The sequence below is a fragment of the Acetomicrobium sp. S15 = DSM 107314 genome (genome assembly GCF_016125955.1).
Taxonomy (GTDB): Bacteria; Synergistota; Synergistia; order Synergistales; family Thermosynergistaceae; genus Thermosynergistes; species Thermosynergistes pyruvativorans.
Map to the genome: position 1 here is coordinate 1 of NZ_JADEVE010000244.1, position 23,347 is coordinate 23,347.

General features: G+C 54.7%; 23 protein-coding genes. 17 read left to right on the forward strand and 6 right to left on the reverse strand.

Going from position 1 to position 23,347, the window contains the following annotated elements; all coding sequences use genetic code 11:
- Window positions 1-303 precede the first annotated feature (303 nt).
- Genes radA through holA form a run of 5 tightly spaced genes read left to right on the forward strand, consistent with a single transcriptional unit; the run spans window position 304 to window position 7,220 of the window.
- Window positions 304-1,641, forward strand: a complete 1,338-nt coding sequence (gene radA / locus EZM41_RS06730) for a DNA repair protein RadA (protein ID WP_198470357.1) — start codon at window positions 304-306, stop codon at window positions 1,639-1,641.
- A complete protein-coding gene (locus EZM41_RS06735; protein WP_198470358.1) occupies window positions 1,638-2,966 on the forward strand; it encodes an NfeD family protein in 1,329 nt (442 codons plus the stop codon). The genes radA and EZM41_RS06735 overlap by 4 nt, the downstream gene beginning before the upstream one ends.
- Window positions 2,956-3,756 carry a slipin family protein gene (locus EZM41_RS06740; protein ID WP_198470359.1) on the forward strand — a complete coding sequence of 267 codons (801 nt, stop codon included), beginning with the start codon at window positions 2,956-2,958 and terminating at the stop codon, window positions 3,754-3,756. Before EZM41_RS06735 ends, EZM41_RS06740 begins: the two co-directional genes overlap by 11 nt.
- Window positions 3,757-3,807: 51 nt before the next feature.
- Window positions 3,808-6,291: a leucine--tRNA ligase gene (gene leuS, locus EZM41_RS06745; RefSeq protein WP_198470360.1), complete on the forward strand. Its 2,484-nt coding sequence runs from the start codon at window positions 3,808-3,810 to the stop codon at window positions 6,289-6,291.
- Entirely contained in the window at window positions 6,291-7,220 is a 930-nt protein-coding gene (gene holA, locus EZM41_RS06750; protein WP_198470361.1) for a DNA polymerase III subunit delta, read from the forward strand. The genes leuS and holA overlap by 1 nt, the downstream gene beginning before the upstream one ends.
- Window positions 7,221-7,261: 41 nt before the next feature.
- Here holA and rpsT read toward each other — a convergent pair whose 3' ends face one another.
- Complete coding sequence (gene rpsT, locus EZM41_RS06755; protein WP_198470362.1) at window positions 7,262-7,540, reverse strand: 30S ribosomal protein S20; 279 nt, start codon at window positions 7,538-7,540, stop codon at window positions 7,262-7,264.
- A gap of 230 nt (window positions 7,541-7,770) precedes the next feature.
- Between rpsT and EZM41_RS06760 the strand changes: the two genes are divergently transcribed.
- Both EZM41_RS06760 and EZM41_RS06765 read left to right on the forward strand, forming a co-directional pair.
- A complete protein-coding gene (locus EZM41_RS06760) occupies window positions 7,771-8,709 on the forward strand; it encodes a DUF445 domain-containing protein (RefSeq protein WP_198470363.1) in 939 nt (312 codons plus the stop codon).
- Window positions 8,710-8,730: 21 nt separating this feature from the next.
- Window positions 8,731-9,705, forward strand: coding sequence for a M23 family metallopeptidase (locus EZM41_RS06765; RefSeq protein WP_198470364.1), 975 nt, complete (start codon window positions 8,731-8,733; stop codon window positions 9,703-9,705).
- Here EZM41_RS06765 and EZM41_RS06770 read toward each other — a convergent pair.
- From EZM41_RS06770 to EZM41_RS06785, 4 genes are read right to left on the reverse strand one after another with little or no spacing between them, the layout of a single operon-like run.
- Window positions 9,659-10,348: an energy-coupling factor ABC transporter ATP-binding protein gene (locus EZM41_RS06770; RefSeq protein ID WP_198470365.1), complete on the reverse strand. Its 690-nt coding sequence runs from the start codon at window positions 10,346-10,348 to the stop codon at window positions 9,659-9,661. The two genes, EZM41_RS06765 and EZM41_RS06770, sit on opposite strands and share 47 nt — an antisense overlap.
- Complete coding sequence (gene cbiQ / locus EZM41_RS06775) at window positions 10,345-11,106, reverse strand: cobalt ECF transporter T component CbiQ (protein WP_198470366.1); 762 nt, start codon at window positions 11,104-11,106, stop codon at window positions 10,345-10,347. The genes EZM41_RS06770 and cbiQ overlap by 4 nt, the downstream gene beginning before the upstream one ends.
- The gene (cbiM, locus tag EZM41_RS06780) at window positions 11,099-12,253 is read right to left on the reverse strand and encodes a cobalt transporter CbiM (protein WP_198470367.1); all 1,155 of its coding nucleotides are present in this window, start codon (window positions 12,251-12,253) and stop codon (window positions 11,099-11,101) included. Before cbiM ends, cbiQ begins: the two co-directional genes overlap by 8 nt.
- The gene (locus tag EZM41_RS06785) at window positions 12,244-13,044 is read right to left on the reverse strand and encodes a DUF4198 domain-containing protein (RefSeq protein ID WP_198470368.1); all 801 of its coding nucleotides are present in this window, start codon (window positions 13,042-13,044) and stop codon (window positions 12,244-12,246) included. Before EZM41_RS06785 ends, cbiM begins: the two co-directional genes overlap by 10 nt.
- Window positions 13,045-13,227: 183 nt before the next feature.
- Here EZM41_RS06785 and rpmH point away from each other — a divergent pair, with 183 nt between their 5' ends.
- Genes rpmH through jag form a run of 5 tightly spaced genes read left to right on the forward strand, consistent with a single transcriptional unit; the run spans window position 13,228 to window position 15,485 of the window.
- Complete coding sequence (gene rpmH, locus EZM41_RS06790) at window positions 13,228-13,362, forward strand: 50S ribosomal protein L34 (RefSeq protein WP_198470369.1); 135 nt, start codon at window positions 13,228-13,230, stop codon at window positions 13,360-13,362.
- Between the two features lies 1 nt (window position 13,363).
- Window positions 13,364-13,765, forward strand: a complete 402-nt coding sequence (locus tag EZM41_RS06795; RefSeq protein WP_198470370.1) for a ribonuclease P protein component — start codon at window positions 13,364-13,366, stop codon at window positions 13,763-13,765.
- Window positions 13,762-13,995 carry a membrane protein insertion efficiency factor YidD gene (gene yidD, locus EZM41_RS06800; RefSeq protein ID WP_198470371.1) on the forward strand — a complete coding sequence of 78 codons (234 nt, stop codon included), beginning with the start codon at window positions 13,762-13,764 and terminating at the stop codon, window positions 13,993-13,995. Before EZM41_RS06795 ends, yidD begins: the two co-directional genes overlap by 4 nt.
- A gap of 23 nt (window positions 13,996-14,018) precedes the next feature.
- On the forward strand, window positions 14,019-14,798 hold the full coding sequence (locus tag EZM41_RS06805) for a YidC/Oxa1 family membrane protein insertase (RefSeq protein ID WP_198470372.1): 780 nt from the start codon (window positions 14,019-14,021) through the stop codon (window positions 14,796-14,798).
- A 39-nt stretch (window positions 14,799-14,837) separates the two neighbouring features.
- Entirely contained in the window at window positions 14,838-15,485 is a 648-nt protein-coding gene (gene jag / locus EZM41_RS06810; protein WP_198470373.1) for an RNA-binding cell elongation regulator Jag/EloR, read from the forward strand.
- A gap of 29 nt (window positions 15,486-15,514) precedes the next feature.
- On the opposite strand, the gene EZM41_RS06815 is transcribed toward jag, so the two are convergent.
- Window positions 15,515-16,177, reverse strand: a complete 663-nt coding sequence (locus EZM41_RS06815) for an endonuclease III domain-containing protein (RefSeq protein WP_198470374.1) — start codon at window positions 16,175-16,177, stop codon at window positions 15,515-15,517.
- 253 nt (window positions 16,178-16,430) lie between these two features.
- Here EZM41_RS06815 and EZM41_RS06820 point away from each other — a divergent pair, with 253 nt between their 5' ends.
- The 5 genes from EZM41_RS06820 to EZM41_RS06840 are packed head-to-tail and all read left to right on the forward strand — an operon-like array spanning window position 16,431 to window position 23,264.
- Window positions 16,431-17,819 (forward strand): DegQ family serine endoprotease, encoded by a 1,389-nt coding sequence (locus EZM41_RS06820; RefSeq protein ID WP_232619158.1) that lies wholly within the window; start codon window positions 16,431-16,433, stop codon window positions 17,817-17,819.
- A 34-nt stretch (window positions 17,820-17,853) separates the two neighbouring features.
- Window positions 17,854-19,398, forward strand: coding sequence for a glutamine-hydrolyzing GMP synthase (gene guaA, locus EZM41_RS06825; RefSeq protein WP_232619159.1), 1,545 nt, complete (start codon window positions 17,854-17,856; stop codon window positions 19,396-19,398).
- A gap of 5 nt (window positions 19,399-19,403) precedes the next feature.
- Window positions 19,404-21,491, forward strand: a complete 2,088-nt coding sequence (gene rnr / locus EZM41_RS06830; RefSeq protein ID WP_342449256.1) for a ribonuclease R — start codon at window positions 19,404-19,406, stop codon at window positions 21,489-21,491.
- 15 nt (window positions 21,492-21,506) lie between these two features.
- Window positions 21,507-22,598: an AI-2E family transporter gene (locus tag EZM41_RS06835; RefSeq protein ID WP_198470377.1), complete on the forward strand. Its 1,092-nt coding sequence runs from the start codon at window positions 21,507-21,509 to the stop codon at window positions 22,596-22,598.
- Between the two features lie 18 nt (window positions 22,599-22,616).
- Window positions 22,617-23,264 carry a molybdopterin-guanine dinucleotide biosynthesis protein MobB gene (locus tag EZM41_RS06840; protein ID WP_198470378.1) on the forward strand — a complete coding sequence of 216 codons (648 nt, stop codon included), beginning with the start codon at window positions 22,617-22,619 and terminating at the stop codon, window positions 23,262-23,264.
- Window positions 23,265-23,347: the final 83 nt, after the last annotated feature.

A 23,347-nucleotide genomic window follows, 5' to 3' on the forward strand; every position in this document is an offset into this window, starting at 1 on the left:
GTGCAGCAATATTATATCAGTTATACCCATGATGCTCGATGCGTCTTGGCGGGGCCACTACATGGAGTAACCCGTGATGAAAATATAAAAGTGAGAGTGAATGTGAAAGTGAGTGCGGAAGTGGAAGTGAGTGATGAGTGATGAGTGATGAGTGAAGCGTAATGCGCAAGATGCGAGAGGCAAGACGAAGAAAGTTGTCGGAGAATAAGAAACACAAAAGCAATACAAAGGCCTGACCTCACGAATTTAGATAATATGCTATGATTACAAACGAAGGACAGCGGTTTTTCGGAGGATGCGCCAATGGCGAAGGCATCTTTAGTGCGATATCGATGCGGAGAGTGCGGCTCCGTGAGCCTCAGTTGGAGCGGTAAATGTCCGTCTTGCGGTTCGTGGGGCACACTCTACGAGGAAAGAGAAGAGAAGGAGAAAAAAACCTCATTCAAGCCACTCGCGCCGGCCGCGCTGGATGAGGTCACCTTTCCTGAAAGGTTCCCCTCTGGGCTTTCGGAGTTGGATAGAGTGCTCGGAGGGGGATGGGTGGCCGGAAGCGTCGTCCTGATCGGCGGAGAGCCTGGCATAGGCAAGTCCACGCTGTTGCTTCAGGTGTGCAGCTTTCTCGGAGAGAAAGGTACGGATGTCCTCTACATATCCGGCGAGGAGTCGGCCGCTCAAGTGGCATTGCGGGCTAAGCGCCTTGAGGCTCGAGGTGGTAATTTGCGCCTGCTGTGCCACGATGACATCGATGAGGCGCTTTCCGTCGCTGCAGACGCAAGATTCGTAGTAGTAGATAGCGTTCAGGCACTTCGCTCTGCCGATGTAGGTGGCTGGCCCGGCACGATTTCCCAGGTCAGAGCCGTGACGCAGCGGTGCATAGATTTTGCCAAAGAGAAGAACGTGCCCGTCGTACTCGTAGGGCATATCACCAAGGAGGGGCAGATAGCGGGCCCGAAGTTGATGGAGCACATGGTGGATGTGGTCCTGTTGTTCTCCGGCGAGCGCACCTCATCGTATCGCGTTTTGAGGGGCGTGAAGAATCGCTACGGGAGCACGGACGAGGTGGGTCTCTTCGAAATGAGCGAGCGCGGGCTTTCGCCGGTGGTCGACCCGAGCAGCCTCTATTGGAGTGGCGTGGAGTCATCGGTTTCTGGCGTCGCCATGGGGGTGGTGCTCGAAGGTTCGCGACCCTTGGTGGCGGAGATACAATGTTTGGCCTGTCCTACGCCCTTTCCCTACCCGAAGAGGACGGCCAGGGGAATTGAGACGAGCAGGGTGCAGCTTTTGCTCGCTGTTTTGGAGCGGCGTTGCGGTTGTTTCAGCAGGACTCACGACGTTTACGTCAATGTCGTGGGCGGGTTGCAGGTTCGCGACCCGGCCGTGGACTTGCCGCTGGCCCTGGCGCTCGTCTCCGCCTTGAAAGATGTACCGTTGAGGCCGGATCTCTGCATGGTGGGAGAAGTGGGATTGGCGGGCGAGGTGCGGCCGGCTCCACGCACGCATCTTCGCATCAGGGAGGCCTCCCGCCTGGGTTTCTGCAGGGCCTTGGTGAGCAGTGCAGAAAGAGACATGAGCCGCGTTGAGGGGGTGGAGATCATAGCGGTTAAGAGCCTCAGAGAGGCAATGGGGGTGGTGATGCGTTGAAGCGTCATCTCGCAGTTTTAGCGCTTTTTGTCTGCTTCGTTGCATGGGGAGGTTCCGCAACGGTCTATGCAGAAGAGGCGAAGGTGTTGGTTTCCCCCCTCGATGGCGTCGTGGGGACCGTTCTCGAAGTTTACTTAGGCGAACTCATAGAACGTGCCCGCAGCGAGGGGTTCGACCTCTTGGTGCTCGCCATAGACACGCCTGGCGGCCTCGTGAGCTCGATGACAGCCATGGTGAATAAGATTCTGACCTCACCCGTTCCGATAGTCGTGTGGGTCTACCCTTATGGGGCGAGAGCGGCCTCTGCGGGAGCGTTTATTGTGCAGGCGGCTCACGTGGCGGCAATGGCTCCCGGCACGAGGATAGGCGCTGCTCATCCGGTGACCGCCGGTGGCGGTGACGTGCCGAGCGATGAGATGAACCGCAAGATTACCAACGACTTAGCAGCTCAGATGCGCTCTCTGGCCGAGGAGAGAGGACGCTCTGCTGAAGTGGCTGCCCGTATGGTGACGGAGAGTCTGTCTTTGACCGCCCAAGAGGCCATGAGCAAGGGTGTGGTGGACGTGATGGCCACAGAATTGGAGGAGCTCCTCGTGGCCATTAGCGGCAGGAAAGTCGTGGTTGGGGGAAGCGAAATCGTCCTCGACCTTTCGGACTACGAAGTTGAGCATACGGAAATGCCGATGAGGCTCAAGGTTCTCCACTTCATATCCCGCCCCGACATCGCCTATCTTTTGCTCATGCTGGGCATATATGCGATCATATTTGAGATCCTCTCTCCGGGAGGGTTTGTCCTCGGCACATCTGGGGCCATAATGATCCTACTGGGCGCTTATGGGCTGCGGATGCTTCCGCTGAATTGGGCAGGAATTATCTTGCTCATAGCCGGCATCACCGTGATGATCATAGATCTGTTGGTCGGGGGAATTGGGGTACTCTCCGCCTTCGGCGGAGTAGCCATCATAGTGGGCGGGCTTATCATCTATCGGGCTCCAGGGGGTGAGCTCTTGCGCTATTCCATGACTTTCGTCACAGGGGCTGTTGTGGCTGCAACGGGCTTTTTCTTGTTGGCCCTGTGGGCTTTCTTGAGATCTTTGAAGACCAGAAAAGCCTCGGGCCAGGAAGGGTTGGTGGGAGAACCCGCTACTGTGGTTCAAGCGTGTAACCCGGATGGGATGGTGCTCTGTCATGGGGAGTATTGGAAGGCAAGAAGCGTGGATGGAGAACCCTTAGGAGTGGGAGAAAGAGTTCGGGTGGTTTCCCTCTCAGGGTTGGTCCTGTTGGTAAGTCGAGACAAGGAGGAGGATGTAAAGGATGGGGACTGAAGGGATCATAGAAAGCCTTTTTAGCGCCGGCGGTTATCTCGGGGCTATACTGATCATAGTCATTATCTTGACGGCGGCTCTCAAGATTGTTCCTGAGTATCAGCGCGCCGTGGTTTTTCGCCTGGGTAGGGCTATAGGCGTGAAGGGGCCCGGTTTGGTGATTGTCATCCCTGTTATCGATCGCGTAGTGCGAGTTGACTTGCGCGTGGTCACACTCGATGTGCCCGTTCAAGAGGTGATAACGAGGGACAACGTACCCATCAAGGTTAACGCCGTGGTATACTTTCGAGTTATGGAGCCGATGCGCTCCGTGATAGAGGTGGAAAGCTATATCATGGCCACGAGCCTTCTGGCTCAAACCACGCTTCGTTCGGTGGTGGGAAGGGCCGAACTCGACGAAGTTCTCTCTGCGAGGGATAAGATCAACATGGAGCTGCAGCAGATCATAGACGAGCGCACAGACCCATGGGGTATCAAAGTGAGCGCGGTTGAGGTCAAAGAACTGGAGCTGCCAGAAGGAATGAAGCGCGCGATGGCGAGGCAGGCCGAGGCCGAAAGGGAACGTCGCGCCAAGATCATCAACGCCGAAGGAGAGCTTCAGGCTGCAGAAAGGCTCAGCCAGGCCGCTCAGATCATGGAGACCTCTCCGGTTACCCTCCAGCTCAGGTATCTGCAGACGCTGAGAGAGGTGGCAAGCGAGAGGAATTCCACCACCATATTCCCGCTGCCCATCGATTTGCTGAAACCGTTCCTTTCGCGCAAGGAGCGGGAGGTTATCGATAAGGATTAGGCTGAAAAAACATAGCTGACTTTACTGCGTATAGACGAGGGGGTCCATTTCGTGGGTTACGACTTTTCGGCCATAGAGAGAAAATGGCAACAGCGTTGGGAAGCGGCAGGCGTATTCTACGTGGATAGAAATCCGGCTAAGCCCAAATTTTATTGCCTCGAAATGTTCCCATATCCGAGTGGGGCTCTTCACATGGGGCATCTCAGGAACTACTCGATAGGCGACGTATTGGCCAGGTACTTGCGCATGAAGGGATACAACGTGCTTCACCCCATGGGCTTCGACGCCTTCGGCATGCCGGCGGAAAACGCCGCTATACGTTACGGAGTGCACCCACACGAGTGGACGTGGAATAACATCGAGCACATGGCGAAGCAGCTAAAGGAGATGGGCTGCAGCTATGATTGGCGACGCCGCATAGAGACGTGTCATCCCAACTATTACCGTTGGACGGAATGGTTTTTTCTCCAATTCTTCAAGAGGGGGCTTGCATATCGTAAAAAAGCCTTCGTCAATTGGTGCGATGAGTGCAAAACCGTGCTCGCCAACGAGCAGGTGATCGAAGGCAATTGCTGGCGCTGTGGCACGCCGGTAAGAAAACGAAGCCTTGAGCAGTGGTTCTTGCGCATATCAGACTACGCTCAAGAACTGCTCGATTCGCTAAAAGAGCTCGACAAATGGCCCGAACGGGTGAAGATGATGCAGGAAAACTGGATCGGCCGCTCTGAAGGAGTGCGCCTATCTTTCCCCGTGGAGGGTATCGACGCCTCAATAGAGGTGTTTACAACCCGCGTCGACACCATTTACGGTGCCACGTTCCTCTCCCTGGCGCCGGAGCATCCCTTGGTGGAAGCGTTGGCGGATCGCTCCCCGGACGGCGACGACATCAGGAGGTTCGTAGAAGAGGTGATCCGTCGGAGGGAGATTGAGCGCTCGGCCGTGGGCAATGAAAAAAAGGGATACTTCACGGGCTTTTATGCCCGCAATCCCGTCACCGGCGAGAGGCTTCCCATTTGGATAGCCGATTACGTGCTCATGGAATACGGCACGGGTGCGATCATGGGCGTGCCGGCTCATGACCAACGCGACTTCGAGTTCGCCCGCAAATACGGTCTGGAGGTTCGTGTGGTAGTTAACCCTCCAGGAGAGGAAAAACTCGATCCCGCGACTATGGATAGGGCCTTCGAGGGAGAGGGATATCAGTGCAATTCGGGTTCCTTTGACGGTCTTGCCACACCGGTGGCCATTCGGCGGATGGCTGAGTGGATCGAAAGCCAGGGTATGGGCAAGAGAGAGGTCAACTATCGCCTCCGCGATTGGCTGATCTCGCGCCAGCGCTACTGGGGGGCTCCCATCCCGATAGTCTATTGTGATCGTTGTGGCATTGTCCCAGTTCCGGAGGAGGATTTGCCTGTGCTCCTTCCGCTGGACGCACACCTCCTTCCCGGGGGAGGAAGCCCTCTGCCTGGGCTCGAAGAGTGGGTCAGCGTACCGTGCCCTCAGTGCGGCGCTCCGGCCAAGCGCGAGACCGACACGATGGATACCTTTATCTGTTCTTCGTGGTATTTTTTGCGTTTTTGTTCGCCATGGACGGATAAGGCTCCCTTTGAAAAGGAGGACGTCGATTGTTGGATGCCGGTTGACCAGTATATAGGCGGCATTGAACATGCTTGTCTTCACCTCATTTATGCGCGTTTCTTCACCAAAGTCCTCGCTGACATGGGCATGGTCAATGTGAGGGAACCCTTTGCCGCGCTTTTAACCCAAGGCATGGTTATAAAAGACGGCGCCAAGATGTCTAAGTCAAAGGGCAATGTAGTTGACCCCGATGAGATCATGAAGACCTACGGGGCAGATACGGCTCGGCTTTTCATTCTCTTCGCATCTCCGCCTCACAAGGACCTCGAATGGTCGGACCGAGGCGTCCAGGGAGCCCACCGCTTCCTTAATCGCCTCTTCAGGTTCGTGGAGGACAACGAAGAAAAGCTTAAAGGGGCATCGACCGAACCAGTGCCTGTGGGCAACCTTCTGAAGAAGGAACAAAGGGAGCTCAAAAGGGCCATACACGGGACCATACAGGCCGTCACGCGCGACATAGAGGTGGAAAGACAATTTAACACCGGCGTTGCGAGGCTTATGGAGCTCCTTAACGCCCTTTCGATGTATGAGCCCAAAGATCCTGTTGATTGGAGCCTAACGAGAGAAGGGGTCGAAGCTCTGCTCGTATGCCTCTCCCCTTACACGCCGCATATCTGCGAGGAGCTGTGGGAGAAACTTGGACACGATAATATGCTGGCCGAAACCGAATGGCCCGAGCCCGATCCGGAAGCGCTCGCCGCGGAGGAGGTTACGGTGGTGGTCCAGGTGAACGGCAAGGTGAGGGAAAGCATTAATGTGCCGGCCGGGTTGAGCGAAGAAAACCTGAAGGAGCGCGTCTTGGCGCACGAGGGGGTTAGGCGAAGGTTAGAAGGTAAGGAAATCAAAAAAGTGATAGTGGTGCCCGATAAGCTTGTGAGCCTTGTGGTGAAGGATTAGTGCCTCATTTAATCGTGGTTAGTGCTCCTGGTCTTGAGCTGCAGGATTTGCTCCTCGCTGCAGAAAAAGAGCTGCAGGAGGCAGGTTATATGTTGGCTCGTCACTATGAAGAGACGAGCTGGAGTGAAATCTTCGCCGTCGCCGGCAGCGGCGGCCTCTTAGGAGGCCGTTCCCTCTTTGTGGTGGAAAATGCGTCACGGTTGGGGCCGTTTCCTGAGGGTTTTTTGCCGTGGCTTGAGGGAGAGGCGGCAGAGACCGCGGTCATTTTGGCCTATGAGGGAGATCATCGCAAGTATCTGTCAAAGGAAGTACTCGAACGGGTAGGTCTTTACGAGCTACAAGCTGTGCCTCGATGGGGTAAGGCCAGGCTGGATTGGATAGCCGCGCAGGCTAAAAATCTTGGAGCGCGCCTCGACGGCGAGGCGCTTTCTCTACTGAGCGAGTATTTTGAGGATCCCAAGGAGCTCAAGTCTGAGCTTGAAAAGCTTGCCGTGGCCTCTGAAGACGGGAAAATATCTACAGCCTTGGTGAAGGAGCTTTCTGTCTCAAGCGGGGGCAGGAAGCTGGTAAAATTCCTCGACGCGCTCTGCGAAGGAAAGATCCCTGAGGCGCTCGAAGCCATGGTGAATCTGAGGGAAGAAGCGGATGTACTGCCGGTGATCGCCAGCCTTCATCGGCGGTTTCGTTTGGCTGCCTACATATCTTGTTTGTCTCCTGAGGCCCATGAAGCCTTTTTAGAGGCGCTCAAGGCGCGTGGTTATCAGGCCAGGATGGCGAAGACAGCAGCCAAGCGCTATCCCGAAGCGGCTATCTGGCGCTTTTTAACCGGAATAATAGGTTTGAGCTATCGGGAAAAGGTCGGGGAAGGATCTGGGTGGGTTTCGTTAGAAGAGCTTGCAATCGAACTGCTCGAGTCATGTGCATCTTGAGGCGGGCTAAGGGTTTTGGGGCTCTTTGCCCGCCTTTTATATTAGGATCCAGCGCTTTTATCGAGCGCCCTGACCGACGCCATGAGCCTCGACTTTTTTCTTGCTACGGTGTTGCGATGAAGGACTCCTTTGATTGTGGCCTTGTCTAAGACGGAATAGGCTATGCTGAGGCGTTCCTTCGCAAGCGCAAGATCGCCAGCGGTTACAGCTTCGAGCACATCCTTGCAAGCGCTCTTGGCGCGACTTTTCCAGTGGCGATTATACAGTCTGTTCCTTTCCTCGATGCGCATCCTCTTGACTGCGGATTTAATATTGGGCACCGCTTTTTCACCTCCCTTCGTATAATAAAAAGAAAGCGCAAATAATTCTATCACGTCTTTGTGGATCGAGACAACCGGTGTCGCTTGGGCCTGCAGCGAGATCTCAAGCGGTGGGAGGCGGGACCATAGGTGCAGAAAAAGGTCCTTAGATGAGCTTGAAAAAACTGCGCCCTTGGAAGATGGACGAGGTATCATGTTCGGAAGGTTAACTACGCGAAGGGGTTTGTATCATGGCTTTAGGCGGCGTCAAAGTAGAAGGAAGCCTTACAACAAAAATCAAGACCCTCCTCTTTTGGTCGTTGGTTGTTTTGACGGCCGCGGGGTATCTATTGGACGGCAGCGCCGAGAGCAAATGGTCGCTCATGTGGATGACCGGTTTATCCGGTCTAATCGGTTATATAACAAACTATTTAGCAGTTAAGATGATATTCCACTCTTTCACTATCCCATTGGGGCCTGTCTCCTTCACGTTGCCGGGCAGCGGGCTCATCCCCCGCAACAGAGATCGCATATTGGACACGGTAGCCGAAGAGGTGCGGCGCAGGCTCATAACGCCGGAAGCGCTTGAGAGGATCGTAAGTGAGGAGGAGCTCATCGAGGCGCTGGCTCCGACGATTCAGCGAGAGGTCATGCGTCTGATCTTGAAAAGGGAGAGCCTGAAGACCGTCTTGAATGCCATGTCCAAACCGTTAGAGGAATATTTCAGGGGACGCGAGTTCAGAACCCTCCTCAAGCAGCAGGTCGAGAAAATGGAGGAGGAGCACCTTTTAGTTGGCTTAGCCAGCCGCTTGAAGATCATAGATGCCGATGAAATCGCCAAGTGGATCGGGGATTTGGTTTGGGAACGCTGGCGCGATTTCTCACAGGGAGAGGAGGGTCTATCGGAGTTGCAAAGACAAGTAGCTTCGGTCTTGAGGGAGATGTCTTTTCAGGAGGATCAGGCGGCGGAGCTTTTGGGTCGGAGCTTCAGAAGGATAATAAACAAGGCCTTGAGGGAGATAGACTTCGGCGCCGTAGCGCGCAGGTCGCTCGTGAGCATCGATGAAGGAAGTTTGGAGGACTACCTCGAGTTTCTCTCGCAGCGCTACCTGAATTGGATAGAGATCTGGGGCGGAGTTATGGGAGCCTTGGTCGGTGTCGTGATGTGGCTTGGCGTGTGGGTCCAGTAGGGATGTGGAGGGGCGTTATACATGTCGGAATTCAAGAGATTAAAGGTGCTTGCGGGGACGAAAAAGGTTACCTTTGGCGTCGACATCCTGGCCTTGAAGTTGCGGGGCATCAGCGCTTGTGCGCTCGTCGTCTTCGCTTTATCGCTTTTGGGGTCTTTTTTGCCGGCTTTTGCCGAAGAGATGGTTGTTCTGTGTCCGGAGCGCATTTCCGTCGGAGAGCCCTTCCTTGTGACCGTATATATGGAGTCTAAACCGGAGAGGGTAGAACTCTCCTGGCTCGGTGAGACTTTGTCGCTGGACGTTCAAGCCGATGGTGGGCACTTCGTATCAGCTGCGCTTTTGGGCACAGACATCTTAAATTCCACTTTAGGAGAGCACGAGCTCGCTATTTACGCGAAGGCCTCGAACGGACAGCTGCGTGTCGCTCGTAGCGTAAAGGTGATCGGCAAAAAGTTCAAAGAGCAGCGGTTGAGTCTGCCCGAGAAGATGGTGACGCCCCCCAAGGATGTGCTTGACCGCATAACGAAGGAGCAGAAGCAGGTGCGTGAAGTGCTTGCGACGCGCTCTCCTAAACGGCTCTGGGAGCTCCCTTTTGTGCGTCCGGTCCCAGGTGCGGTGACTTCCGAGTACGGCTTGACGCGGGTCTTGAACGGCAAACCTAAAAATCCGCATCGCGGCGTTGACCTCCGCGGGGCCGCAGGTGACCCGGTTAAGGCTGTGGCGTCCGGTCGCGTCGCCCTTGCCGAGGAGCATTACTTCGCCGGGAAATGTATCTATCTCGACCACGGAAACGGCGTGATTTCGGTTTATATGCATTTATCTCGTATCGGTGTGGCCGGGGGAGATCTCGTCGAAGCCGGAGCGGCCATCGGCAATGTGGGAAGCACGGGCAGAGTGACCGGCCCTCATCTTCACCTCGGCATCAGCCTTCAGGGGCGTATGGTCGACCCTATGCCTCTTTTGGCAAAGCCTGCCGATCGTCCCGGGGAAGATTGAACAATCGGCCACCGCTCAAAAGATACCCCTTAGAAGTAACCTTCTCTATGAAGTCTTTATCGTGGGAAGCAACAAGAAGGGCTGCATCGGTAGCGATCAGCAATTGCTCTAAAATGGCACGAGCATCCTCGTCGAGGCCGCCGGTAGGTTCGTCCAAGATGAGCGCTATCGGGTCCATAGCCAGTATTGTGGCGAGAGCTCCGAGTTTTTTTTGGCCGCCGGATAGGGAGTAAGGCGGCCGATCTGCTAAATTCGCCATGTCCAAAAGATCGAGTGTGGCGATGGCTTTACTGCGCGCCTCGTCAGGAGACAGGCCGAGGTTCAGCGGGCCGAAGGCTACATCTTCGAGAAGAGTGGGGCAGAATAGTTGATCGTCAGCGTCTTGAAACAGAAATCCCACCTTCCGGCGCAGCGCCGTTAGATCTTTGCGCCCGGTTACAGGTCTTCCCTCGAACAAAATCTCACCGGCCGAAGGCCTTTCCAGGCCCATTATGACATGGAAGAGAGTAGTCTTCCCTGCGCCGTTGCACCCCCATAAGCCCGCCTTCTCACCAAAATCCAGTTGAAAGTCGATCCCTTTCAAGACCGGTTCGCCGCCTGGGTAGGAAAAGGTTATACCCTTGAGTTCCAAGAGCGGCCTCATATTAAAACGCACCCCAAGAGGAGTAGGCCGAGCCCGGCACAACGCATCGCTTGTGTAAGGTTCAGTTTCTCGGCGTAGCAGATGTCGGGAAAGGTGCCGTTAAAGCCTCGAAGCTCCATCGCAACCGATACCCTCTCAGCTCGGCTGAAGGCTTTTAAAAAGATCATCCCCATGAGGTTGCCGTACGCTCTTAGCGTGCGGAGGTTAAATCCTGGCTTAAAAGCCCGCAGTGTCATGGAACGGTGAAGTTTTGATGCCTCGTCGAAGAAAACGTGCGCGTAACGATATGTAAAGTGGAGGAGGAGCACCAGTTTTTCGGGCATGTGAAAGAATTTGAGGGCATTCATAGTCCGATAAATCGGAGTCGTCCCCAAGAGCGAGGTGAAACCGAAGACCGCCGTGTAGCTTCGAAGGGTGATCGTCCCGGCCATGACAACCCCTTCTATCGAAAGAGAACAAGTCCCCAAAGAGACCCTTTTTCCGCCGCCCAATAGCGGTAGAGTAATCCAAAGCACGAGTATGAGACTGTCCAAGAGGGCCAACCTCTTCATAACGGAAGCCAACGGTATGTGCCCCAAGAAGAGAAGCAGGATGGAAAAGGCGAGCAAAGCCACGAGGGATGACCAGTTTGAGGCAGCGGCTGCGGATAGCGCCAGCGCCGCTGCCAAAAACACCTTAAGTCGCGGGTCCATCGTATGCAGGAAAGAGTTTCCCTCTGCAAAGGCGACCTTCAAGGGGAGTCCCATAGGTTCAGCCATTCTTCTTTCGATTCCCCTTCCATAAGATTATGCCCACCAGGCCGACGATGTAGCCCACCCCGCCCACAATCTCCGAGAAGCCCGGATGAGACATCTTTTCGTTTAAGCGCACGACCTCTTCCCTCAGAGGGGAAACCTCGCGCCTTACGACCTCTCGCATCAGTGCTTCCAGCTCTCCCGCTGGCAGGTTTGATTGTGCCGTCCCTGCGGCTTCCGACTCGCTTGCTGTTATGGCTTTTTCTCCGCTTGAAAACCTTAAAGTCGTCTCAGTGCGGTGCCCCATGCCGTCTTCGACTACCACCTTGACTGTCTCACGTTTTTCTTCTCGTGGCAGGGACAGGGAAAAGCCCCCTATGTCATCGGTGCGACATTCTTGGAGTACCTCGTCGTCGGCACTCAATAGTCGCACCGGACAGCCTTTAGCTGGGACCCCGTCGCTGAAATAGACCTCTCCTGTCACTCGTTCCCCCTCGTGGAAGGCAAAGACGTTTAGCTTGTGCGCCGAAGCTGGCGAGGCTACAAAGAGCGTCAACACAAAGAATGCGATGAGTGGCGCACATAAAATGCGAGGCATCGTTTTGGCGATGAAGGAGATGATAAAACCTGTCACAATCCCTTCGATTAGCACTATGGGGAGATTAGCCGCCAAAAGCATCGCCGCAGAATTTTGGAGGATTTCTCCGCTGAAGGTAAGGGCCATCGCCACCATCAGGGAAGCTCCGAGCACGCCCCCCGAGCCGGCCACGAAACCAGCCGCAAATGGCGGAATTTTCTTCTTGGCCATGAGCCAGCGGCCCAGAAGGCCCGCTAAGGCACCGGGCAGAGCCATGGCCGTGGCGTTTGCGCCCAGCACCACCAATCCGCCAAACTGGAAGAGAATGGCCTGAAGCAGCAGTGCAACCAGATAAGCTGGGAACAGAGACCATCCCAATACGAAGCCGCCAAGGCCGTTCAGCAGCAGGTGCACGCTTGAAACCCCTACGTTTACGTGAATGAGTGATGCCACGAAGAGAGAGGCGGAGACAACGCCGCAGCGCGGAACCGCCTCCATCGATAGCTTGCTGAGGCCATAAGTCGTCCCCGCGGCAGCGCAGGTAACGCCGCCAATTAAAACGGGAAGCGAAAGCACACCTTCGGCTATATGCATCCTTTATTCACCTTTTCCGCATGAACCCAGATCACGGCGCCCAGCTCGACGGGAGCATCCTCTCCGGAAGGGCTTTTCATCGTCTCGGTCTCGGGAGCGTCGGCGAGCGCCGCAAAGCCCCACCAACCATCCCAGGGGAGACCGTAGGTGAAAACGCCCCGTTCGTCGGCGCGGATGACCTGGGTCACAAAGGGAGGAGCGGGGGTCTGTCGCTTCAAGCCTTCGTTGTAGTATTCGATTTCGACTAAAGCGCCCGAGAGCGGTACTCCCTCCAGCAACACCTGGCCCTGAAAGACATTGCCCTCCCAGAGGCCGTAAGGCCGCGTCAGCGGAACGATCTCGGCTCGCAAGCCAACCGGCACATCCCACCCCTCCTCCATTCCGAAGGCGTTGACCACGGTCTTCGCGTAGTGGATGATATACTTGCCTTCGGCAGGTTCCCAGTAGGGTGCGGGCTCCACATAGAAGATGTAGTCGCCTGGGCGGCGAACCTCATAAGACGTCTTCCAGGCCTTGAAGCCCTCGGCCGTAGAGAACTCAGAGAGGGTGGAAAGAAGATCCGCATTTTGGCCTCTGGCTACGACGCCGAAAGTCGCAGGTTTTTTCATGTCCATCAACTGCTGCTCGAAGGGGTGAATGAAGAGCAGGGACAAAGTCACGTTGCGATCTTCGTCTTGGGTGAGTATATTGTCGCTGGGCAAGATCGCTTGGAAGTGCGCAAGGGCTGCAGTAGCGATTGTCGTTTGGAATATAGCTGTTATGAAGAAAATTAAAAGCCTGTTTTTTACCATTCGAAAAACCTCCTTGGACAGATAAGGAGCAGGGAGCATCGTGTTACGTTTACGACAAATAATATTACGACTTTGTCCTCCTTTGTCAAGCGGAGGACCATTGCTCTGCAGGGTCAGCTATGCTATAGTATTTGGGCTCGTCATATCTATGGCCTTGTCAAATTAACGAGGAGTTGGTGACCTGTGAAACGTACTTATCAACCGCACAACACGCGGAGGAAGCGCTCGATGGGTTTTCTCGTCCGATCGAGTTCGCCAAGCGGTCGTCGCATATTGCGCAATCGCAGAAGGAAAGGGCGCAAGCGCCTGACGGTATAGAGTGGGCGGATTTTCTTATCCCCGCTCGGCGCGTTTGGTGAGAGGATGGGAGTACGATTACGTATTTCGCACCGGTCGCAGGAAAAGAGGGGCGCTGGTGCGTTTGTTATTCGCTCCTGGACCTGATGGCGCGACGCGCTTCGGCTTGGCAGTGGGCGGTCGACAAGGGGGATCCGCAGATAGAAACAGGGGGAAGCGCATCTTGAGAGAAGCGGTGCGGCGATTGAGGCCTTGGACGAGAAAGGGAATATGGATGGTGGTCATGTTGACAGATATGGGTCTCAAGGCCAACGCCAGAGAAGTGTACGAAGAGATGGCCAAGCTGTGTCACGAGTCGGGGCTTCTGGCAGATGAATGGCCTGGTCTTCAATGGATGCCTCGTAGAGGTGCGGATAGCGCATGAAATTTCTCAAGCTGATCGCCATAAGGTCAGTTCGCGGTTATCAGACCTTCGTCTCTCCGTTGTTGGGGAATAATTGCCGATTTTACCCTACTTGTTCTCAATACGCCATTGAGGCCGTCGAGCAGTATGGCATTTATGGCGTCTGGTTGGCTTTGTGCCGCATATTCAGATGCGGCCCCTGGAGTCGTGGAGGGTATGACCCCGTTCCTCAGCGCAAGGCGAAGTCATAAGCGAAAGAAGGATGGTGAGAGTTTTGGGTTCTATTTGGCAAGCAGGTAGCAATCTGATGCTTGTTACCTTGAATTTCTTTTATGGAATAACGCATTCGTATGGTCTTTCGATCATATTACTCACAATCGTGGTGAGGTTGCTTTTGCATCCCTTGACCCATAAGCAGTTAGTGAGCATGAGAAAGATGCAGCAGATTCAACCTCGCCTGCGGACATTGCAGGAAAAGTACGGCGACGACAAGGCTAAGCTCAATCAAGAACTGATGAAGCTTTATAAGGATGAGGGGATCAATCCGGCCGCCGGTTGTCTTCCCATGTTGCTTCAGTTGCCCATAATGATCCTCCTGTTCCGGTTATTGATGACCTACGACTTCGGCAATATATCGTTCATGGGCGTGTCGTTGGCGGGCTCCGTCCTGTCCACAATGGCCGCTGCGTTGGGCATATCTGCAGAGAAGATCGGGATAACGATGGTCCTTTCGGCTATAGCCTCAAACCCAGCAGGCCTCCTCAACGTGTCCGTATACGCAGGCAACCTCTTGCTTTTGATAGGGATTACCGTTTTGACCTGGCTCCAGCAAAAGTTTTCGGGGAGTACAGGCAACCCCCAGATGGCCTTCATGAACTGGTTTATGCCGCTCTTTCTCGCCTTCATATGCTTGAGCTTGCCGGGCGGCGTGCTCCTTTATTGGGGCGTTTCTTCGCTCATAGGCGTCGCGCAGCAATGGTGGGTTCAGCGCACGGTTAAAGTGCAGTTGCAGGAAAAACCTGTACTGTACAAAAACAAACCTCCCACTGCTTGACGATGACAGAGGTTGAACTTTAAGAGGGGGTTAGAGCATATGAGCGCGACTGACGAGCAGTCCATACTGTTAGAGGTATCTTCAATGGAAGAGGCTCAAGACCTCGCTGCGGCTCGTTGGGATATAAGGGCAGACGACGTGATAGTGGTCTCAGTGGAGGAGGAGAAAAAACTCTTTGGCCTCTTTGGTAAGAGGCTAAAGGTGGCGGTCAGACCGAAGGCTGACCTCGTCAGTTTGAAAGCCCGAGATTTCCTCTGTGAATTGTTTGAACTTATGGACTTAAAGGTGGAAGTCGAGGTTAAAGAGGACGATGTCCTCGATATAACAGGCGAAGACGCAGGTATAGTCATAGGGCGCCATGGTGATACGCTCAAGGCCTTAGAACACCTGTTAAACTTGGCCGTAAGAAGAGAGGGCGGCCGCCTGCGGCTCGATAGCGACGGGTATCGCCAACGCAGAGAGGCGAGTTTGAAGCGCCTTGCGGAGTCCGCTGCTCGCCGGGCGCTGGAAAGGGGAAGGCCCGTGCCGCTCGAACCTATGGCCAACTGGGAGCGAAAAGTGGTTCATTTGGCTCTCAAAGACTACCATGACATAGAGACGCGCTCCGTGGGCGATGAGCCATATAGGCATATCGTCGTGTGGCCCAAGAGGCCCGAGAGGAAAAAGCCCTCTTTTTATCGCACTTGATGATCTGTCGATATATATGGGCTCAACTGCTAACTGCTCGGCGGATGCGTTTGCCCTTTGATTAGCAGGGGGCAAGAAGTGCAGGATGGCTTCTTCTTGCAATGTGTCTTTGCGTGCGCTACAGCTAAGGCGTGCCACTCTCCCAGGAAGGTTGCATCTTTGGGCAAATTGCCCATTAACAGGTGTTGCGCGGCAGCATACTGTCTCTTATCCCACTCCTTTGGCCACCATCCCAATCGGCCGCCTATTCTCAGCGTGTAGTTGTCGATGACTAAGATTGGATACCCTCCGGCATAGCATAGCATGCTATCTGCCGTCTCTTCGCCTATCCCCGTCCGATTCAGCAACCAGCTTCTCGTCTCTTCTAACGGTTTTTCGAACAGCACATCGAGAGTTTTGAACTCTCTCTCGATGCTGACAGCGAACTCCTTCAAATAGCGGGCCTTTTGGCGGTAGAAGCCGCAAGGCCGTATTGCTTCGCACAAGTTTTCTTGCGGAATTTCGCATAGCGCCTTTAGCGACAGCCACCCTCTTTTCTTCAGGGCCGTTATGGCTGCTTCTACGTTCCTCCAGCTGGCGTTCTGAGTCAAAATGGCTCCTATGCATACTTCTTCCGTCGAGTCGGCTGGCCACCATCCTTGTGGTCCATAACAGCGAAACCACATTTCGTAAGCCTTTAACGGAGAGAGCATCCGACCACTCCTTCGGGGCTTTCCCTTAAACATAATGTACCAAAAACATAATGTACCAACCCGGCCGTCGGCTTTCAAGCCGATATCCTTAAGGTCTGAAGACGTGTCAGTGCCCTCCGGCCATGATAAAATTTTGGTGGATATATGAGCGCGACGCCGCAAAAAACCGTAGGTAGAATTTACGATGTGCGTGGATTGTTAAAGGGAGTATATACTCGATCTTGATAATGCAAAGATATCGGGGGTGATTGAGTTGTTGAAAAAGTTCATTAAAGTGGGGATCTTGCTTCTGCTAGGAATGCTCGCGGTAGGCTTGCCGCTTGAAGCTCTCGCTGCCACTTCGAGCGACCCCTTCACGGGGAATCCGATAGCGAAGATCGCTCAAAGCGCCTCTCCGGCGGTGGTCAACATCGATACCGAGACCCTCGTTAGGCAGCCCGTGTTTCCCTTCATCGACGATCCTTTCTTCAGGCAGTTTTTCGGGGAGGAGTGGCAACGATTCTCACAGGTCATTCCGATGAAGGGGAAAGGCTCGGGGTTTATAGTATCTAAAGAAGGTCACATACTGACCAACAATCATGTGGTCGAGGGAGCGGACAAGATCACCGTTACCTTGTCAGACGGCAGACAGTTCGATGCGAAAATCGTGGGGAGAGACCCGACCTTTGACCTCGCCGTGATAAAGATCACAGCGAGCGATCTTCCGGTACTATCTCTGGGCGATTCCGATGCGATTCAAGTAGGCGAATGGGTTGTTGCCATAGGAAACCCCTTCGGTTTGGAGCATACTGTCACGGTTGGTGTGATATCGGCGAAGAACCGATCGATCAGAGCTGGGAATCTCAGCTTCGACGGATTTTTGCAGACGGATGCGGCCATAAACCCGGGCAACAGCGGCGGTCCGCTCTTGGACCTCGACGGCAAGGTCGTAGGCATAAACACGGCCATCATCCCTTACGCTCAAGGTATAGGCTTTGCCATACCGGTGAACATGGCCAAGAGCGTCATGGACGATCTCGTATCTTATGGAAGGGTGCGACGAGGTTGGCTCGGCGTTTACCTTCAACCCCTCACTAAGGACTTCGCCAAAGCTTATGGTATAAAGATCGACAAGGGTGCGGTAGTGGCCGATGTGGTATCCGGTTCCCCTGCAGATAAAGCCGGCATAAAGCGAGGGGACGTGATAACGGGCATCGATGGCGCAGAGATCAAAGATCCTCAAGATCTGGTTTTTCAGATACGCAAGCGCATGGCAGGAGATAGAGTGAACCTCGAAGTCGTAAACCAGAGCGGGCGCAGGAGCATTGCCGTGACTTTGGGAGAGATACCGGGGCAGTCCGAAGAGCCTCGCACGCGCAGGACATCGCTTGAGGAGAGCCTCGGCGTAGAAGTGTCTCCCGTGACTCCTACTCTTAAAGAGGAATTTAGTCTGCCAGACCAGAGAGGCCTGGTGGTGACGAAGGTAAAATCCGGCTCACCGGCCGATCGCGTCGGTCTTCGAGAGGGAGACATGATACTTGAAGCCAACGGCTCTGCGATTGAGAGCGTAGAAGACCTGGAGCGCGCCTCTCAAAGCAGGGACATCGTCGTCCTTCTGGTGTGGCGCAATGGGCGAACGTTCTTCGTCTCCCTGCGACCTTAAGACAAGGGTTGAGACTCCTTCGGAGGTGCATCGCTTGAAGACAAGAGATGTAATAGTGATCTTGGACTGCGGCTCTCAGTATACTCAGCTCATAGCGAGGAGGATCAGAGAACTCCGTGTCTTTAGCGAGATTCTTCCGTGGGATGCGCCTGTAGAGGAAATCCGATCGAGGAGCCCCAAGGGCATCGTAATTTCGGGAAGCCCGATGAGCGTTACGATTCCTGGGGCTCCCACGTTACCTCGTGACTTTTTGGAAATCGGCGTTCCCATCTTGGGCATCTGCTATGGGATGCAGTTGTTGTCTTTCCTTCTGGGCGGCAAGGTGGAGAGGGCAGAGGCGGCGGAATACGGGCGCGCTCAAGTTGAGGTCGAAGACGAAGGCTCTCCGCTATTTCGCGATCTCCCCCAGCGCTTTTGTGTGTGGATGAGCCATGGAGACTCGGTGGCCTGGCTTCCGCCACATGTGCGCGTCTTGGCTAAGAGTGAAGGCGGTTTGCCGGCCGCTATAGGCGTTCCAGAGAAGCGCATCTGGGGTCTGCAGTTCCATCCGGAAGTGGTCCATACGACATATGGCGTCGAGATCTTGAAGAACTTTCTCTTTGAGATATGCGGGTGTGACCCTTCGTGGGATTTGGGCGACTGGGTCAAGGAGAAGGTGGATGAAATTGCGAAAACGGTAGGAGATGGGAGCGTACTCTCGGCCCTTTCCGGCGGTGTGGACTCCACCGTGGCCGCAGTGCTTACGAGGAGGGCAATAGGAGATAGGCTTCATTGCGTCTTTGTAAACAATGGCCTCTTGCGCCTGAATGAGGCGGAAAGCGTGCTCTCCGTTTATCGGCAGGAGTTAAATCTCAACGTCCAGTATGTGGACGCTTCGGAAGAGTTCCTCACCGCTTTGCAGGGCATTACAGACCCCGAGGGCAAGCGTAAAGCGGTGGGAGAAACCTTTATACGCGTCTTCGAGAGAGAGGCGAAAAGGATCGGTCGCACGGAGTGGCTCCTCCAGGGGACGCTTTACCCGGATGTGATAGAGAGCGGACATCGCGGCAGAGGGGCCTCTGTAATAAAGACGCATCACAACGTCGGCGGACTGCCGAAGGATATGAAATTTAAGCTCTTGGAACCGTTGAGGGATCTCTTCAAAGACGAGGTCCGCGCTATAGGGGCTATCTTAGGCGTGCCGAATACAATATTGCGGCGCCATCCCTTTCCCGGCCCTGGCTTGGCCGTGAGGTGTTTGGGAGAGGTGACGCGGGAAAAGTTGGAGCTGCTGCGGCGGGCCGATGCCATATTTCTTGAGGAGTTGGATTCTGCAGGTTTTTACGATAAGGTGTGGCAAGCCTTCTGCGTCCTCCTCCCCGTTAAGAGCGTCGGCGTGATGGGGGATGAACGCACCTATGGCCATCCTGTGGTATTGCGAGCGATCGAGTCTCAAGATGGGATGACGGCGGATTGGGCCTACTTGGACCGTCAACTGCTCGATAAGGTGGCACGGCGCATATGTAACGAAGTTAAGGGCATCAACAGGGTGGTCTTGGATTTGACCAGCAAGCCGCCGGCGACGATAGAGTGGGAGTGAGGGAAGTGCTCTCCAAGGAGCGCCTCGTGAAGTATTTGAGCGGCCGCAATTACGAACCCTCGACAGCCGAAGAGATCGCTTCGGCTTTGTCCGTTTCGCCGCAGGAATTTCGGGAACTCGAGAAAGTGCTGAAGGAGCTCGAAGACGACGGCCTTGTATTTAAAAGCCGCCGTGGTCGGTATCTTTGGTGTGAGCGCAACCACATAGTTGTCGGGCGCCTTCAGGTGCATCCTCAAGGGTTCGCCTTTCTCATACCGGAGAAGGAGGGTTCGCCTGACATATTCGTGCCGCCGGATCAGAAAGGTGATGCCATCCACGGAGATCGTGTTTTGGTGCGCTATCACAGAGAAAAAGGCAAACGGCTGGTCGGCGGCGTTGTTAAAGTGCTTCAGCGAAGCACAAAGCGCATAGTCGGTACTGTGCGCGCCGCCGACTCCGTCCTTTACGTAGTCCCTTTGGAGAAACGCTATGCTTTCGTCGTCGCGCTCTCGGGCGAATCTGGGCGAGTTGTCTCGTCCGGCGATGTGGTGGTCTGCGAAATCGCGCACTATCCCACGCCCTTTGAACCAGCCTTCGGCGCGATCGTGCGCAGGATAGGCAAAGAAGGCGAACGAGGTGTGGATGTAAAGGCCCTGATGGAACACTTCGGCGTGGAGGAAGACTTCCCCGAGGCTGCATGGGATGAAGCGGAGCACCTGTTGGGAATGGAAAACGCCGTTGAAGCGGAGGGGCGCGTCGATTTTCGCAATTGGGCTACCCTTACGATAGACCCCGAGGAAGCCAAAGATTTCGACGATGCTATCTCTGTCGAGGCGACGAACGATGGCTGGCATGTGGCGGTGCACATAGCGGATGTGGCTCATTATGTGCGCGAGGGGAGCGCCCTCGACGAGGAAGCCAAAGAAAGAGGATTTTCCGTATATTTGGTAGATCGGGTAGCGCCGATGCTTCCACCCCAGCTCTCCTCAAACCTCTGCAGCCTCAAAGAGGGAGAGGATCGCTACGCTATCGCAGTCGACGCGCATTTGGACGGCGAAGGAGGGGTCAAAGGGTATAGGATCGTAAGAAGCGTTATCAACGTCGATCGAAGGCTCACTTACGATGAGGCGCAGCGCGCTCTCGATGGGATTTTACCACTCGAGGCGCCTCTTCAGCACGTGCTCGAAGAGGCGAGCAAGCTGGCTCGCCGACTCTACGAGAGGCGTTTGGAGGATGGGATGCTCGAATTCGATCTCCCCGAAGTCGAGGTGGATCTCGATACTTCGGGGTGTCCTGTGGCGATCAGAGTTTTAGAGCGCCGTTGGAGTTATAAGGTTATAGAACACCTGATGATAATGGCCAATTCTCTCGTAGCAGATCACCTCTTCGGTCTTGGCGTCCCAGCCCTTTATCGCATACATGAAAGGCCGAACGCGGAAAAGCTCGAGCAATTACGGGCGCTTTTGATCGTTTTGGGCCTTCGCCTTCGTGCGCTTCGTCCGAAGCACAAAGACATTCTCGAACTGCTGAAACTTGTGGAAGGGAGGCCTCAGAAACGCTTGGTTCACACGTTGCTTCTGCGCTCGCTGCCGCGGGCCAGATATGCCCCTGAAGCCCTTTCCCACTTTGGGCTCGCCCTGAAGCGATATCTTCACTTCACCTCTCCTATTCGCCGTTATGCTGACCTTTTGGTACACCGCATTGTCGGCCTTCTCCTCGACGGAGGCTTGGCTCAAGAGATAGAGCGCTTTCGAAACGAAACGGCCTCCGTGGCCGCGCACCTTTCCGCTCGAGAGGATGTTGTCGATGAGGCGGAGAGGGAGTCGGTCCGCCTGAAGCTCCTACAATATATGGAGCGTCACGTCGGGGACGTTTTTTCAGGGGTGATCTCCGGCGTGGTGTCCACAGGATTTTTTGTGGAGTTGGAGAACTCCGCGGAGGGCTTTGTGCACGTCTCTTCGTTGGACGATGACTACTACATTTACGATGAAAGACAGATGGCGCTCGTTGGGCGCCGCCGCGGCAGGATTTATCGCCTCGGCGATCCTCTTCGCGTCCTTGTGGCTAAGGTAGATAGAGGCATGGGAAGGTTGGATCTGGAAATATCGCGCTAAAGGGGGTGTTTTTGGGTGGAATACGATGAAGTGGGTTCATACGAAAGAAGGAGGAAGGGTTTTTTGCCCTTCGGCCTGGTATTTGCTCTGTTGGCATTTTTAGCTTATAGCGTAACGCAACCGCTCTTGCGCCCGATAGCGTGGTCCGTGTTGCTCACCTTCTTCGTCCGTCCCTTTTATAGCTTCCTTTACGAGCGTTTTTTTCTGGGGCGTTGGAAGGGCGTAGCCGCGGCCATTACGACTATTTTAGTGCTGGTGGTCATCGTCGTGCCGGTGGTCACCATAGGATTGCTCCTCGTAAGGGAGGGAATAAACGTAATCAGTGCCCTCCCTGGCGTCGTAACCAAGTTAGGAGAGATGGACCTATCCTTCGTCTTGAATTATCTGCCGCCGCAGGTTGCCGAGGCCGTTAAACCTTATCTCGTAGATTTGAGCTATCTCAACGATATGCTGCTCAGGACTGCCCGTTGGGTAGCCACATGGTTGGCCAGCACCTCAAGGGATGTGATGGGCAACGTCTTTCGCCTCTTCTATAACTTGTTTGCGCTGACGATTGTGTCATTTTACATACTGCGCGACGGGCACCTCATATTGAAGTATGTAGACGATATACTGCCATTGCCCAAAAACGAGCGTGAGGCCATCTTTGAACGCGGCAGGGCCATGCTCTCCGCCGTGCTTTACGGGGTGACCTTGACTGCGGGCATCCAGGCCTCTTTGGGTGGCCTAGGCTGGTGGTATGTGGGCTTGCCATCGCCGCTGTTGTTCGGCGGCGTGATGTTCGTGACGGCTATGATACCCTTTATCGGCACCCCGATAGTGCTACTTCCCGGGGCTTTATATCTTTTCCTGGTGGGGCAGTGGAGCCAGGCTGCAATGCTGGCTGCGTGGTCCTTATTGGTGGTGAGCACTGTCGATAATTTTATACGCCCATACTTCATCTCAGAAGGAAGCAAGGTTCACATGTTAGTCGCCTTTATCGGGGGAGTCGGAGGATTGGCGGCGTGGGGCTTCCTGGGGCTCTTCCTCGGCCCTATCATCGTCACTTTGTTCGTGTTTTTCTTAGATAGCTACAGGCGCGTATGGCATGCCATGCGCGGCGCCTGATCGCTTGGGGGTGCCTCAATGCCATTTGCTGTGGCGGTGTGCGGTTTTAAGGATAGCGGCAAATCGACGCTTTGTTACAAGCTGTTGGAGGGCTTGCGTTCAAAGGGCCTCCGGGTGGCTTACGTTAAGCGCACTCAGGAGGAGGTCTTATCTCCCGCTGGTACGGACAGCGGAGACGGCGCCGCCTTGGGCTTCGAGACGCTGCTTTGGGGGCGCGATGGTGTCAGATGTGAGGCGAAGGGCGCCGCTTTCGATATTTCCTTCTTGACGGTTCGTTTCTTCTCTGAAGCGGATTTTATCCTCGTGGAGGGGGGGAAGGAGCTCTCTTTGCCTAAAATTTGGGTGGGACCTCCCGGTTCTTCACCGCCTGGGGTGAAGGGAATCTTGGCTTACTATCATAGTGAGTCTCCGTCAAATGGCGTTCTCTCCTTTCGCCGCGGCGAAGAAGAAGCGATGATTGAGTGGTTATACGGTTTACAGCAGCAAAGGGCATCGGCCTCATTGAGGCTGTATCTGGACTATAGAGAATTGCCTTTAAAAGACTTCGTGGCCGACATGATCGCGGGGGGATTGAGGGGGATGATAATGGCGCTCAAAGGCGGCGAGGCTGTCAAGCGTGGCGCTTTTGTATATCTGCGTGGCGACAAAACTGGGGGAGAACGATAGAAAATTATATAAAAAAGCAAGATTTATACTATAATTAACCTCGTCTTTTGCTCTTACAGCATTTCGCGATCTCTGGAGGAGGG

Coding starts and splice junctions, on each gene's coding strand:
- EZM41_RS06840 (WP_198470378.1), top strand. CDS start 22,617: ATGCCATTTGCTGTGGCGGTGTGCGGTTTTAAGGATAGCGGCAAATCG.
- radA (WP_198470357.1), top strand. CDS start 304: ATGGCGAAGGCATCTTTAGTGCGATATCGATGCGGAGAGTGCGGCTCC.
- EZM41_RS06770 (WP_198470365.1), bottom strand. CDS start 10,348: ATGAGGCCGCTCTTGGAACTCAAGGGTATAACCTTTTCCTACCCAGGC.
- EZM41_RS06785 (WP_198470368.1), bottom strand. CDS start 13,044: ATGGTAAAAAACAGGCTTTTAATTTTCTTCATAACAGCTATATTCCAA.
- yidD (WP_198470371.1), top strand. CDS start 13,762: ATGAAATTTCTCAAGCTGATCGCCATAAGGTCAGTTCGCGGTTATCAG.
- EZM41_RS06760 (WP_198470363.1), top strand. CDS start 7,771: ATGGCTTTAGGCGGCGTCAAAGTAGAAGGAAGCCTTACAACAAAAATC.
- cbiQ (WP_198470366.1), bottom strand. CDS start 11,106: ATGGCTGAACCTATGGGACTCCCCTTGAAGGTCGCCTTTGCAGAGGGA.
- EZM41_RS06765 (WP_198470364.1), top strand. CDS start 8,731: ATGTCGGAATTCAAGAGATTAAAGGTGCTTGCGGGGACGAAAAAGGTT.
- cbiM (WP_198470367.1), bottom strand. CDS start 12,253: ATGCATATAGCCGAAGGTGTGCTTTCGCTTCCCGTTTTAATTGGCGGC.
- jag (WP_198470373.1), top strand. CDS start 14,838: ATGAGCGCGACTGACGAGCAGTCCATACTGTTAGAGGTATCTTCAATG.
- EZM41_RS06815 (WP_198470374.1), bottom strand. CDS start 16,177: ATGCTCTCTCCGTTAAAGGCTTACGAAATGTGGTTTCGCTGTTATGGA.
- EZM41_RS06740 (WP_198470359.1), top strand. CDS start 2,956: ATGGGGACTGAAGGGATCATAGAAAGCCTTTTTAGCGCCGGCGGTTAT.